This is a genomic window from Yersinia sp. 2553 StPb PI (assembly GCF_052217105.1).
GTDB classification, from domain to species: domain Bacteria; phylum Pseudomonadota; class Gammaproteobacteria; order Enterobacterales; family Enterobacteriaceae; genus Yersinia; species Yersinia enterocolitica_E.
Genome location: NZ_JAZGPX010000002.1, coordinates 775836 through 790068 on the forward strand (window position 1 = coordinate 775836; position 14233 = coordinate 790068).

Below are 14233 nucleotides of genomic sequence, written 5' to 3' on the forward strand. Positions count from 1 at the left end.
ATTGAAAAATTGACGAATAGGGAAGGTAATTGATTTGATTCAGTTCAGTCGCAGTCAGCGCCGATGGCTTACCATAATTGCCGTGTTAATTATCGGGGGTTTTTTCCTCATCAGACATCTGACGGCCCCAGCCCCGGTGCAATACCAAACAGTAAAAGTTGCCAATCGTGACTTGCAACAGAATGTTCTGGCAACCGGCAAACTCGATGCGGTACGTAAAGTTGATGTGGGTGCACAGGTCAGTGGCCAGTTGGAAAAACTGTATGTGGAGATTGGCGATCAAGTTAAGCAAGGACAATTGCTGGCGATGATCGACCCGCAACAGGCACAGAACCAAATTAAAGAAGTAGAGGCGACATTACAGGATTTGAATGCTCAGTTGGCACAGGCGAAGGCTGAAATGCAACTGGCCGCGGTCACCCTGCGCCGCCAACAGGATTTGGCAAAATTACAGGTGGTATCACGCCAAGACTTGGATCAGGCCAGTACCACGCTGGCAGTGAAAAAAGCGCAGGTAGAGACGATTAATGCGCAAATTAATAAAACTAAAGCCAGTTTGGATACAGCCAATATTAATCTCGATTACACCAAAATTTCTGCGCCAATGGATGGCGATGTGGTGCAAATCACCACCTTGCAGGGGCAAACAGTGATCGCCGCTCAGCAAGCGCCTAATATTCTGACGTTGGCGGATATGAGCACTATGTTGGTGAATGCGCAGGTATCCGAAGCGGATGTCATTCATCTTAAACCGGGGATGAAAGCTTCATTTACCGTGCTGGGTGATCCTGGGAAACACTTTGATGGGGTGTTAAAAGATATTCAACCAACACCAGAAAAAGTAAATGATGCCATTTTCTACTCGGCACGTTTTGAGGTGCCGAATCCAGATCGCTTATTGCGCCTGCAAATGACTGCGCAGGTTTCAATTCAACTTGCCAATGTAAAACAGGCAATGGTTATTCCGTTATCGGCCTTGGGTGATGAGTTAGGGACTAACCGTTATCAGGTCGCGGTGCTGAAAGACGGTAAAGAAGAGAAACGTGAAGTGACGATTGGTATCCGTAATAACGTTGATGCACAGGTGATTTCTGGTTTGAATATCGGTGATGAGGTCATCGTTAGCCGCGGTGGCACGGAGGAGACGTAATGACGGCATTGCTTGAGTTAAAAGGCATCCGTCGTAGCTATCAGTCCGGTGAAGAGACCGTGGATGTATTGCAGGATGTCTCACTGACAATTAATGCCGGTGAGTTAGTAGCAATTATCGGCGCTTCCGGTTCGGGTAAATCGACGCTGATGAACATTCTGGGTTGTCTGGATAAGCCTAGTGCTGGTGTTTACCGCGTCGCAGGGCAGGATGTGGCGGTATTGGATAATGATGCACTCGCGGCTCTGCGCCGTGAGCACTTTGGCTTTATTTTCCAGCGTTATCATTTGCTGCCGCATCTCAGTGCTGCCCACAATGTCGAAGTACCGGCGGTCTATGCCGGTTTGGGTAAAAATGAACGCCGCGAGCGGGCCAATATGTTACTCACCCGTCTGGGGCTGGGCGACCGTGTCGGGTACCAACCCAACCAGCTATCTGGTGGGCAGCAGCAGCGTGTCAGTATCGCCCGTGCTCTGATGAATGGTGGGCAGGTGATTTTGGCTGATGAGCCAACCGGTGCACTGGATAGTCATTCCAGCGTTGAAGTTATGGCTATTCTGAAACAGCTACAGCAGCAGGGGCACACGGTTATTATTGTGACTCATGACCCTACTGTTGCGGCTCAAGCTGAGCGGGTTATCGAAATAAAAGATGGCCGCATTATGGCGGATTCAGGCTCGAAAACGGTGCAAGCAGTGGCCGCTTCTGAGGCAATTAGTCTGACGCCACCCGCTCCATCATGGCAGCAACTGGCGGGTCGTTTCCGCGAGGCTTTATTAATGGCCTGGCGTGCTATGTCGGCCAATAAAATGCGCACGGCCTTGACCATGTTGGGCATCATTATCGGTATTGCCTCTGTTGTCTCTATCTTGGTAGTTGGGGATGCGGCCAAACAACTCGTTCTTGCTGATATCCGGGCTATTGGCACCAATACTATTGATGTTTATCCCGGCAAAGATTTCGGTGATGACGACCCCAGTACCCGGCAGGCATTGGTTTATGACGACATGGCAGCACTGAAAGCACAGTCCTACGTCAGTGCTGTATCCCCGACCATCGCAGGCAGTATGCGGCTCCGCTATGGCAATATTGATGTTGCCGCCAGCGTATCGGGGGTCAGTGAACAGTATTTCCGTGTATATGGTATGAAACTCGAACAGGGAACGGCCATTACCCGTGAGCAGGTTGAACGCCAGTCGCAAGTTGCTGTTATTGACCGTAATACCCAGCGCCGCTTGTTCCCGCATATGAAAGACGTCGTAGGGCAGGTCATATTGGTGGGGAATATGCCTGCCACCGTGGTTGGGGTGGTAGAAGAAAAGCAATCTATGTTTGGTAGCAGTAAAGCGCTGCGAATATGGGTACCTTACAGCACCATGGCGAGCCGTCTGATGGGGCGTGCCTACTTTGATTCGATAACTATCCGCATTAAAGAGGGGTATAGCAGCAAAGAAGCTGAGCAGCAGCTAGTGCGGTTGTTGACGATGCGCCACGGCAAGAAAGACATATTCACCTATAACATGGATAGTTTGTTGCAAACGGCGGAAAAAACTACCCGTACCATGCAATTGTTCCTGACACTGGTGGCAGTAATTTCATTAGTGGTGGGGGGAATTGGGGTGATGAATATTATGCTGGTTTCGGTGACCGAACGCACTCGAGAGATTGGTATTCGCATGGCTGTAGGGGCGAGATCCAGTGATGTTATGCAGCAATTCCTAATTGAAGCGATTCTGGTTTGCCTGGTCGGTGGAGCTCTGGGTATCACGCTATCCTTTGCCATCGGTCTGGTTGTAGAGATGTTTCTGCCTAACTGGCAGATAGCTTTCCCGCCGGTTGCATTGTTCAGCGCATTTTTGTGCTCTACAGTGATAGGTGTTGTGTTTGGTTATCTACCGGCCCGCAGTGCTGCTCGACTAAACCCGATTGATGCATTAGCTCGAGAATAAATTGGCTCGAGAATAAATTAGCTGGTGAATAGATCAGTCAAAGGATTGAACTTGGTTCATATGGCCGCATATTAGAAGTATGAGAAATAAAAATGCCAGTCATCGTTGGCTGGCATTTTGAAACGCAATCGATGTTAGTAGCAACACGCCGCCCGGGAAATACCGTTGGCACCAGACTGTTTCGCTGATGGGCAGGTGCAGGCGAGTGAATGCGTGGTGTCAGGCCATTGCAGCGAGCTCCTGCGGTATGGCTTCTTGCAATAGGACCTCTAACCCGAGTGGAACTATCAGGCTGGCATGGTTTCCTTTTGGTCCCTGATGGACATCAAAGTTAACCATCTGACCGGCTTTTAATGTGCGGTAGCCATCCATCTGAATAGTTGAATAGTGAGCGAAGATATCTTCGCCGCCGCCCTCAGGGCAAATAAAGCCAAAACCTTTGGCATTGTTGAACCATTTAACAGTACCCGTCTCCATACTTCTACGTTCCTCGCAAGGCTATTCTAGTTTGAGATGAGGTAATAACTGGTTAAAGTGAGCGCGAATTGGTTAAAACTCCAACAGCTCACGAAAATACACTCTAGTGGAAATGGCCTTAACGTCAAGGGGAGGGCTTTTGTCTGACCAAGGCAGTTATTCAAAGTTTGATGTAGCTAACGCTATTGTGTTTATCTGGTTACAATTTAATCACTTTTAACGCAAAAAAACCGACTTCTTTCTCTGGCGGCGTTATGGCATAAGTGATGTTAAAATAATAATAGATATCTGCATGAAATGGTCTTATAACCGGAGTGAGGTATTGCTCCTGTATGGTTCTGTGAAACGATGGGCAGGCAATGGGTAACAACAACGATTGGCTAAATTTTGAACATTTAGTCAAAGATAAACAGAAAGAGGCGCTCAAACCGCCGTCTATGTATAAAGTTATACTTAACAACGACGATTACACACCGATGGAATTTGTGATTGACGTTCTGCAAAAGTTCTTTTCTTATGATATTGAACGTGCAACACAACTGATGCTCAATGTGCATTATCAAGGAAAGGCGATTTGCGGTGTTTTTACTGCTGAAGTTGCAGAGACGAAAGTCGCACATGTAAATCAATACGCCAGGGAGAACGAGCATCCATTGCTTTGTACGCTGGAAAAAGCCTGATTAAGGCAATTATTGGGAGGTGCCTATGCTCAATCAAGAACTTGAACTCAGTCTCAATATGGCTTTCGCCAGAGCGCGTGAGCACAGACACGAGTTTATGACCGTGGAGCACCTATTGCTGGCATTGCTAAGCAATCCGGCTGCGCGGGAAGCGCTGGAGGCGTGTACGGTTGATCTGGTAGCGTTACGCCAGGAGCTGGAAGCGTTTATCGAACAAACCACACCAACATTACCTGTTAGCGAAGAAGAGCGTGACACCCAGCCTACGCTCAGTTTCCAGCGCGTGTTACAACGTGCAGTTTTCCACGTCCAGTCCTCTGGGCGCAATGAAGTCTCGGGTGCCAACGTGTTGGTCGCCATCTTCAGTGAACAAGAGTCTCAGGCGGCCTACCTGCTGCGTAAGCATGATGTCAGCCGTCTGGATGTAGTGAACTTTATTTCCCACGGCGCTCGTAAGGACGAACCGGGTCAAGCACCGAATGCAGAAAACCCGGTAAATGAAGAGCAGGCAGGAGGGGAAGACCGTATGGAAAACTTCACCACCAATCTGAATCAACTGGCTCGGGTGGGGGGCATTGACCCACTTATCGGTCGCGACAAAGAGCTGGAACGGACTATTCAGGTATTGTGCCGTCGGCGTAAAAACAACCCGCTGTTGGTCGGAGAGTCCGGTGTCGGTAAAACGGCTATCGCAGAAGGCCTGGCCTGGCGTATCGTGCAGGGCGATGTTCCTGAAGTGATGTCGGAATGCACTCTGTACTCACTGGATATCGGTTCACTGCTGGCCGGAACCAAATACCGTGGTGACTTTGAAAAGCGTTTCAAAGCGCTGCTGAAACAGTTAGAAAATGACAAAGATAGCATCCTGTTTATCGATGAAATTCATACTATTATCGGCGCAGGTGCTGCCTCCGGTGGGCAAGTGGATGCAGCTAACCTGATTAAACCACTGCTTTCTAGTGGCAAGATCCGGGTCATTGGCTCTACCACTTATCAGGAATTCAGCAATATCTTTGAAAAGGATCGTGCACTGGCACGGCGTTTCCAGAAAATTGATATTACTGAGCCGACACCGGAAGAGACCGTTCAGATTATTAACGGCCTGAAACCGAAATATGAAGCACATCATGATGTGCGTTATACCGCGAAAGCGATACGCGCAGCGGTGGAGTTGTCGGTTAAGTATATTAATGACCGCCATTTACCGGATAAAGCCATTGATGTGATTGACGAGGCTGGTGCTCGTAGCCGCCTGATGCCACTTAACAAACGTAAGAAAACTGTCAATGTGTCGGATATTGAATCCGTGGTGGCTCGTATCGCCCGTATTCCTGAGAAGACCGTCTCTGCCAGTGATCGCGATGTGCTGAGAAATCTGAGTGATCGGCTGAATATGTTGGTATTCGGTCAGGATAAAGCCATTGATGCGCTATCTGAGGCGATCAAAATGAGCCGCGCAGGATTAGGGCACGAGCATAAGCCGGTCGGATCGTTCCTGTTTGCTGGCCCAACAGGGGTTGGTAAAACAGAAGTTACGGTGCAATTGGCCAAAGCACTGGATATCGAACTGCTGCGTTTTGATATGTCTGAATATATGGAGCGCCATACTGTCAGCCGCCTGATTGGTGCGCCTCCGGGTTATGTAGGTTACGATCAAGGTGGTCTGTTGACCGATGCGGTTATCAAACATCCTCATGCAGTTCTGCTGCTGGATGAAATTGAAAAGGCCCATCCAGATGTGTTTAACCTGTTACTACAGGTGATGGATAACGGCACTCTGACGGATAACAATGGGCGTAAAGCTGATTTCCGTAACGTCATTCTGGTGATGACCACCAATGCTGGTGTGCGTGAAACGCAACGGACCTCAATTGGTTTTAAACAGCAAGATAACAGCACTGACGCACTGGAAGAGATCAAAAAAGTGTTTACCCCGGAATTCCGAAACCGGTTGGATAACATTATTTGGTTCAACCACTTGTCACCTACTGTTATTCAGCAGGTGGTCGATAAATTTATTGTTGAGTTGCAGGCGCAATTAGATGCTAAAGGCGTGTCGCTGGAAGTCAGTGAAGAAGCCCGTAATTGGTTATCTGATAAAGGCTATGACAAAGCGATGGGTGCACGACCAATGGCGCGGGTGATTCAGGAGAATCTGAAGAAACCGCTGGCAAACGAGCTGTTGTTTGGTTCTCTGGTTGATGGTGGCTCGGTCACTGTTGGGCTGGATAAAGAAAAACAACAACTGGCTTATGAGTTTCAGAGTGCGCAAAAACGCAAAACTGAAGGTGCCGTTCATTAAATGTAAGATGTCCGAAATAAGTGGCGTTGCAGTCGATGGCAAATGAAAGATTCCCGATGAGTGAGTATTGAGTGATTCGGGGGATATCGGCGTTACACGACTACTGCGTCAAGTATACCGGGCAATAAAAAAGGGCGATAAGCTATAAACTTATCGCCCTTTTTGTTTTCCACGATTAGTGACTTTTGCATTTTGCTGTTTATTTCACGATGAATAAACCTACTCAATCGATAAAAAAGAAAACGCAAAACGCCCTTGCCATAAATGGGAAGGGCGCCGGAGGGGGACTACATCCTCAGAGCTCGCCAGTCTTAAACTGGCGACAGATTAGCCGATTAACGGCTACGGAAGACAATGCGGCCTTTGCTCAGGTCGTACGGGGTCAGCTCTACAGTGACTTTGTCACCCGTCAGGATGCGGATATAGTTTTTACGCATTTTACCGGAGATATGAGCGGTTACCACGTGCCCGTTTTCCAATTCAACGCGGAACATGGTGTTCGGCAGCGTATCAAGAACGGTGCCCTGCATTTCAATATTGTCTTCTTTGGCCATCGAATCCTCTAGGTGTTACTACCTTAGTTTTTAACCGGCAAGATAATGCCGAAAAACCCACATTATGTAAAGAAGTGTTGGCGGTCATCGCACCATTTCAGCAAAATTAGTCTGCCGGTAAGAGGGGATAAAGCCTAATGTGGGGTACTTTCTCAACGGTTGATCTTTACTGCATCGCGGATGAAAAATTCAACGATTGCGGTAACCAGCATTCAGCCGGTAGTGGACTAAACTGGAGTTGACTCAACTGCTGCATAAAAAAGTTTCGTGGGATCTCAATCGCACCCAGCGACGCAGTGTGAGCGTTGAGGACCTGACAGTCAATCAGTTCTCCACCTTGACGGGTAAAATGATGACAAAAAACCATTAATGCGCTTTTTGAAGCATTGTCAGCTCGGCTAAACATCGATTCTCCGCAAAACAGTTTACCTACTGCAATGCCATATAATCCGCCAACCAGTTCATTTTCCAACCAAACTTCAACTGAGTGCGCGTGCCCTAATGCATGTAATTGGCAATAAGCTTGCTGTACATCCTCGCCAATCCACGTCCCCTCATCACGTTGCGCAGCACAAGCGCTGACCACATCGGCAAAAGCATGGTTAAGTGTGAGGCGATAAGGACAACGGCGCAGAAAGCGGCGCATGCTGCGGCTAATATGCAAATCTTCTGGGAATAACACCGCGCGCGGGTCCGGTGACCACCATAGGATCATCTCTCCGGGGCTAAACCAAGGAAAAATCCCCTTTTGGTAAGCTGCCAGCAGGCGAGGAGCGGCTAAATCGCCCCCAAGAGCCAGCAAACCATTAGGTTCGCGCAGAGCCAGCTCAGGTGAGGGGAATGCAAATGACTGAGAAGATAGCTGTGTAATGCGCATAAATCCCCCTGATGATATCTTCAGGCTCCATAGCCTTGGTACTTGAAGCCACAGCGTTGTTAGCTGTTACGCTCAGTTCGCTGGGTATAATAAATAACAATGAATACCACTTTTTCTTCAGTGGTTTTTATTCATATTAGCGCGAATTATGCTAATTACCTGCTCGCATCAGGTGACTCATTCACAATTCACGCAGCCCACTGTTCAATGGCGTTGATGGAATTGGTAATAGCGCCCTTTGTGTTGCAATAAACTGTGGTGATTGCCTTGCTCGACTATCTTGCCACCATCCATCACGCAGATTCGATCCATATATTCCAGACCGTATAAACGATGAGTGACCATGATCAGGCTCTTGTGCTGACAGTGTTGGCGCAGCAGAGCCAGAATTTGTTGTTCTGTTTCAGCATCTAACCCTTCGGTAGGTTCATCAAGTAGCAAAAGAGGCGCTGGATGTAGCAAGGCACGGGCAATTCCTAAACGACGCTGTTCACCGCCAGAGAGTGGCCGGCCACCATCCCCCATCCAGGCATTCAGTCCCTCACTGTTATCAAGTAAGTTGGCTAACCCGACGTGTTCCAAAACCGTTTTCAACTGTGCATCAGATGCCGTAGGGCAAGCCAGCAACAGATTTTCACGTAACGTACTGCTGAAGACATGTACCCGCTGGCTGACCACTGTCATCATTTGGCGCAAGGTATTTTCGTCATAATTGGCCAATGGTTCCCCATTAAGCGTGATACTGCCTTGGCTGGCATCCCAGGCCCGGGTTAATAATTGTAACAGTGTGGACTTTCCACAGCCCGTGCGCCCAAGTAGCGCAATATGCTCCCCTGCGGCCAGTGACAGCGATATATTCTGCAAAACGGGTAAAGGCTGCTGTGGGTAGGTAAAACTCAACCCTGTCACTTCTAGCGCCACCTGTGCGGTCACCTCTGGACCATGGGTCGGGAATGTCACTTCAGGCTGTTGTTCCATCAATTGCGCAACGCGGGTTGCGGAAGCGATAACTTGCCCCAAGTGTTGGAATGCACCAGCCACCGGCAGCAAGGCTTCAAATGCGGCTAAAGAGGTAAAAACAAAGAGCGCCAGTAATGCGCCTGGTTGATTATTCCCGCCAATACCTTCAGCGGCGAGCCATAAAATTAGCGTGACCGTTAGGCCAGTAGCCAGAATCATTAGCGCCTGCGCTAAACCAGCCAAGGATGCTTGCTGTTGTTGGCGTTTCATCCAGCGTTGTTCAATATCCTGCAACGAGGCACGGAATTGCTGCAACGCACCGAATACCAATAACTCTGCCTGCCCCTGTAACCAAGAGGTCAGTTGCGAACGATAAAGACCACGCAGGTCCGTCAGGTCACGACCAATGGGCTTACCGGCACGGTAGAAGATCAATGGGACGAGCAGTAATAACCCCAGCAGAATTGCACCGAGTGTCAGGGCCAGATTGACATCCAGATAGCTTAAACCAAACGTCACGGCAGCAATAATTGCGATGGCGGCCACCAGCGGTGAGATGACGCGCAGATAGAGATGATCGAGGGTATCAACATCGGCGACCAACCGGTTCAGCAGTTCACTTTGGCGAAAACGGGCAATACCGGCAGGGGAGAGTGGTAGGATCTTCTGGAAAGCGAAGACCCGCAGATGTGCCAGTACACGGAATGTCGCGTCATGGCTGACAACTCGCTCTGCGTAGCGGCCCGCCGTACGGGTAATTGCGGCCCCTCGGACACCGGCTGCCGGTAGTAAGTAGTTAAACGTATATAATCCAGCAGGGCCAGCGATGGCGGTACCCGCAAGGAACCAACCGGATAATGTCAGCAAGCCGATACTGGCCAGCAGCGTGACAATTGCCAGCACGATACCCAGACAAATCAGGAACCAATGGCGGCGATACAACGCCAAAAAAGGAAGAAGTACGCGCATAATTAAAGCTCCTCACTGCGATGGGACAGCAGATTGGCAAATGAACCGTCAGACTGGCTGAGGGTGGAGTAATCACCTTGCTGAATCAGAAGGCCACTATCCATTACCCAGATTTGATCATAACCCAGCGTATCTTCTAACTGATGGGTAACCAGTAGCGTCGTCTGCCTGCGAGAGGCTTCCTCTAGTGCTTTCATCACCAACTGTTCACTGTGAGCATCAAGGCTGGCGGTGGGTTCATCCAGTAGCAATAAGCGGCACGGATTCAGTAAGGCGCGGGCAACGGCAACACGTTGCGCCTGCCCAACGGAGAGACGTGCAGAATGGTCGCCGACTTCAGTATTCAGCCCTTGTGGCAAATCAGCCAGGAATTCATTGATATAGGCACGCTCCACCGCCTGTTGTAATTGGCTGTGTGACGCATCTGGCTGGCCCAGCAAAATGTTGGCCGCCAGCGTCTGTTCCGGCAAATATGGGTTTTGGCCAACCCAGCTTAATTGTCTACGCCACGCTGGTGCTTCCAGTTCGCGTAATTCAACCCCGTTCACTTTCAGTGAGCCGCGATAGGGTAAAAAGCCCAGCAGCAGGTTGAGTAATGAACTTTTACCTGCGCCACTCAGACCAACAATGGCAACGCGTTTGCCTGCGGGTAATAAGAACGTCAACGGTCCGGCCAACCGGGTGCCATTAGGGGCCAGAATTTCCAGTTGGTCGGCTTCCAGGGTGATAGCTTGGTTACCTGTCAGCACTTGGTCACCTTGGCCAATCGCTTCGCCTTCACTACTCAAAAATGTGACCAGCGATTCTGCTGCGCCAACTGCCTGAGCTTTTGCGTGGTAAAACGTGCCTAAATCTCTCAGCGGTTGGAAGAATTCAGGGGCCAGGATCAATACCAGAAAACCCGCAAACAGGGTGACGCCAAAACCATAACTACCAAAATTCAGTTCACCCAAATAGGAAAAACCAAAGTAGACGGCAACCACGGCAATAGAGATGGCGGCGAAAAACTCTAATACGGCTGAAGATAAGAATGCCATACGCAGCACTTCCATGGTGCGGCGGCGGAAATCTTCTGAGGCATCACGAATTTGGTCGGTTTCTGCTTTAGCGCGGTTAAATAACCGTAACGTGTCTAATCCGCGTAAGCGATCAAGGAAGTTGCCACTCAACCGTGCCAGTGCGACAAAGTTACGCCGATTGGCGTCGGCGGCACCCATCCCGACCAGTGCCATAAACAGCGGGATCAATGGCGCGGTGACAAACAAGATCAAACCTGCCGCCCAGTTGATAGGGAAGACGGCAATCAGGATAAGCAATGGAATGAATACGGCCAGATACATCTGTGGTAGATAGCGGGAGTAGTAGTCCTGCATATCTTCAATTTGTTCCAGAATGATGGTTGCCCAACTGCCCGCGGGCTTACCTTTCACCCACGCAGGGCCGAGCTGTTCTAATCGGTCTAAAACGACATTACGGATCTGCTGGCGAACTTTCATTCCGCAGATAAATCCCACCCGTTCACGCAACCAACTGATCACGGCGCGCAATGCAAAGGTTCCGGCCAGTAGCCAAAAATCAGCAGTCAATGCCGATCGGGGGAGTTGGTCTATAATCAGAGATTGCAGCAGGGTGGCCAGTAACCATGCCTGAGCGATGATCAATAACCCGCTGAGGAGGCCAAGTAACATGGACAGGCGGAGCCAACGTTGCGCGGGGGCGCTTTGTTTTTTCAGCCAACGAATCAACTCATACTGTCTTGTTTTATTCATCAGGCAATTTATCTGCGCAGGGAGCTAGAAAATATCAAAAAGTGTCTGTCACCGTTGACGGTGGCAAACTCGCGAAAGGCAATATTACCTTGTCATGACGAGAGGTGAAACCATTAGGTTGTGATAGTCGCCGCATTCCACAACAGGAGTAATTTACTGTTTTTAATTGGGATGCGGGCGAGTGAAAATAAAAAACGGGTGGTTCACTTATCGTAAACCACCCGCCACATAGCGCTTGGATCCCCATGCGGAATCGTTACTTATCGTTTACTAGCCCATCCAGATAGCGTTCTGCATCCAGTGCCGCCATACAGCCGGTACCGGCGGAGGTAATTGCCTGGCGATAAATATGGTCCATAACATCGCCCGCAGCGAACACACCCGGAATGGAGGTTTGTGTGGCATTGCCTTGCAGACCTGACTGAACTTTGATGTAGCCGTTTTCCAGTGCCAACTGACCATCAAAGATGGCGGTATTTGGGCTGTGACCAATCGCAATGAAGACGCCAGCAACAGCAATCTCTTCTGTCTCACTGTTTTTGGTGGATTTAAGGCGGACACCGGTGACACCCATATCATCACCCAAAACTTCGTCCAAGGTGCGATCAGTGTGCAATACGATGTTGCCGTTTTTTACTTTTTCCATCAGGCGATCAATCAGGATTTTCTCTGAGCGGAAGCTATCACGACGATGAATTAAATGAACTTCAGCTGCGATATTCGCCAGATACAACGCCTCTTCAACCGCAGTATTACCGCCACCGACTACCGCCACTTTCTGATTCCGATAGAAGAAACCATCACAAGTCGCGCAGGCAGAGACCCCTTTGCCTTTGAAGGCTTCTTCTGACGCCATTCCCAGATAGCGGGCAGAAGCCCCTGTAGCAATAATCAGCGCGTCACAGGTGTACTCAGCACCATCACCAAACAGGCGGAATGGGCGGTTTTGCAAATCAACGCAGTTGATATGATCGAATAGAATCTCTGTTTGGAATTTTTCTGCATGCTCATGCATCCGCTCCATCAGAGCAGGACCAGTCAAGCCTTCAGGATCACCAGGCCAGTTCTCCACGTCAGTAGTGGTGGTTAACTGACCGCCTTTCTCCATTCCGGTAATCAATACAGGTTTCAGGTTGGCGCGTGCAGCATAAACCGCCGCAGTGTAACCCGCAGGGCCAGAACCCAGAATAATCAATTTGCTATGTTTAGCCGTGCTCATGAATACCTCTTTCCCACAATGGCGGACAATGTTAGCGATTGTAGGGAAAATTGGGCATTAAAAAAAGCAGACAAAAATGTTGTTAGCGATTTGTTTGATAGGTGATGCCTATTTAATGAACTAAATGTATTAAGAATCGGCAGTTAGCGGTGAAGTGACGTCAGGCTGCGGGCAAATTGGACCCAAATTAATTTTTACGTTACGCGCCAATTCGCGCTGAAAAGCTTTGACCCTATAAAAAATGTGGCTTGCAAGCCGATTGAGCAAAAAATAGCCATGACACAAAACCACCTTTTTGCACCATTTTATAGCAAATTTAGGACGAAAAAATAGCTAAGGGAAACACTCTGGGATTTTAATTCTGGCACGTTCTACTGATTTAACTTCTTTTACTTTGACAATCGGCTGTGCATTTGCGAAAACATCATAGGAAGAAGAAATTATCTGCGCGCCATAAATTTCAGATTTGGTATCAGTGATGCCAAGCGAAAACCCTGGAACGTTTTCGATTAATGCTGGATGGCGTGTGAAGTAAGTTCTCGAACAACTGTAGGGGGGAGTTTCTACGGCGGTTCGTGATGTGCTATCTCTTCCTCAACGCTAATAATCATCGAGTACCTCGCATACAGTTGGACAGACAGGGTGTGAGATAACAACGTGTTGATATATTTGCATAAAACAGGCTGCGGGTCGTTGTCTGTAGCAGGCTCGAAGTATAAGCACGATGAGAGCATGTCACAGACTCAAGGAAATTAAGAGAGACTATAAGATGATAGATAATAAAAAACGCCCGGGGAAAGAGCTTGATCGTATAGATCGTAACATCCTGAATGAATTACAAAAGGATGGGCGCATCTCTAACGTTGAGCTTTCAAAACGAGTAGGATTATCACCAACACCATGTTTGGAACGAGTTCGCCGCTTAGAGCGTCAGGGTTTCATCCAAGGTTATACCGCACTGCTTAATCCACAGTATTTGGATGCATCGCTGCTGGTTATCGTTGAGATTACTCTGAATCGTGGCGCTCCGGATGTGTTTGAGCAATTTAATGCCGCTGTTAAAAATCTTGAGGAAATTCAAGAGTGTCACCTGGTTTCCGGCGATTTCGACTATTTGTTGAAAACCCGCGTACCTGATATGTCTGCTTACCGTACATTACTCGGTGAGACCTTGCTTCGCCTGCCGGGCGTCAATGACACTCGTACCTATGTGGTCATGGAAGAAGTGAAGCAGAGTAACCGCCTAGTCATTAAAACGCGGTAAACAGGCAGGTGCAAAACCTGAGTAATTTGGTTACACTCCTGTTTATTCATACAGTTTCAACGC

General features: G+C 48.9%; 11 protein-coding genes. 5 read left to right on the plus strand and 6 right to left on the minus strand.

The window, feature by feature from the left end; genetic code table 11:
* Positions 1 to 37 precede the first annotated feature (37 nt).
* Positions 38 to 1150 carry a macrolide transporter subunit MacA gene (macA, locus tag V2A84_RS04780; RefSeq protein WP_193784808.1) on the plus strand — a complete coding sequence of 371 codons (1113 nt, stop codon included), beginning with the start codon at positions 38 to 40 and terminating at the stop codon, positions 1148 to 1150.
* Positions 1150 to 3099, plus strand: a complete 1950-nt coding sequence (macB, locus tag V2A84_RS04785; protein WP_083158422.1) for a macrolide ABC transporter ATP-binding protein/permease MacB — start codon at positions 1150 to 1152, stop codon at positions 3097 to 3099. The genes macA and macB overlap by 1 nt, the downstream gene beginning before the upstream one ends.
* A gap of 219 nt (positions 3100 to 3318) precedes the next feature.
* Here the strand turns inward: macB and cspD are convergent, their stop codons facing one another.
* A complete protein-coding gene (gene cspD, locus V2A84_RS04790) occupies positions 3319 to 3576 on the minus strand; it encodes a cold shock-like protein CspD (protein ID WP_083158423.1) in 258 nt (85 codons plus the stop codon).
* A 359-nt stretch (positions 3577 to 3935) separates the two neighbouring features.
* Between cspD and clpS the strand changes: the two genes are divergently transcribed.
* Positions 3936 to 4256, plus strand: a complete 321-nt coding sequence (gene clpS, locus V2A84_RS04795; RefSeq protein WP_005184739.1) for an ATP-dependent Clp protease adapter ClpS — start codon at positions 3936 to 3938, stop codon at positions 4254 to 4256.
* Positions 4257 to 4281: 25 nt separating this feature from the next.
* Positions 4282 to 6558 (plus strand): ATP-dependent Clp protease ATP-binding subunit ClpA, encoded by a 2277-nt coding sequence (gene clpA, locus V2A84_RS04800; RefSeq protein ID WP_050084965.1) that lies wholly within the window; start codon positions 4282 to 4284, stop codon positions 6556 to 6558.
* Positions 6559 to 6893: 335 nt separating this feature from the next.
* Here the strand turns inward: clpA and infA are convergent, their stop codons facing one another.
* The 5 genes from infA to trxB all read right to left on the minus strand — a co-directional run bounded on the left by infA (position 6894) and on the right by trxB (position 12906).
* A complete protein-coding gene (infA, locus tag V2A84_RS04805) occupies positions 6894 to 7112 on the minus strand; it encodes a translation initiation factor IF-1 (RefSeq protein WP_002211347.1) in 219 nt (72 codons plus the stop codon).
* 166 nt (positions 7113 to 7278) lie between these two features.
* Positions 7279 to 7989 carry a leucyl/phenylalanyl-tRNA--protein transferase gene (aat, locus tag V2A84_RS04810; protein WP_083158424.1) on the minus strand — a complete coding sequence of 237 codons (711 nt, stop codon included), beginning with the start codon at positions 7987 to 7989 and terminating at the stop codon, positions 7279 to 7281.
* A gap of 204 nt (positions 7990 to 8193) precedes the next feature.
* Positions 8194 to 9918 carry a heme ABC transporter ATP-binding protein/permease CydC gene (cydC, locus tag V2A84_RS04815; protein ID WP_083158425.1) on the minus strand — a complete coding sequence of 575 codons (1725 nt, stop codon included), beginning with the start codon at positions 9916 to 9918 and terminating at the stop codon, positions 8194 to 8196.
* A gap of 2 nt (positions 9919 to 9920) precedes the next feature.
* Positions 9921 to 11687, minus strand: coding sequence for a heme ABC transporter permease/ATP-binding protein CydD (gene cydD, locus V2A84_RS04820; RefSeq protein ID WP_442848632.1), 1767 nt, complete (start codon positions 11685 to 11687; stop codon positions 9921 to 9923).
* A gap of 256 nt (positions 11688 to 11943) precedes the next feature.
* Positions 11944 to 12906, minus strand: a complete 963-nt coding sequence (gene trxB / locus V2A84_RS04825) for a thioredoxin-disulfide reductase (RefSeq protein ID WP_083158427.1) — start codon at positions 12904 to 12906, stop codon at positions 11944 to 11946.
* Between the two features lie 769 nt (positions 12907 to 13675).
* On the opposite strand from trxB, the gene lrp reads away from it, so the two are divergent.
* A complete protein-coding gene (gene lrp, locus V2A84_RS04830) occupies positions 13676 to 14170 on the plus strand; it encodes a leucine-responsive transcriptional regulator Lrp (protein WP_005184714.1) in 495 nt (164 codons plus the stop codon).
* Positions 14171 to 14233 lie beyond the last annotated feature (63 nt).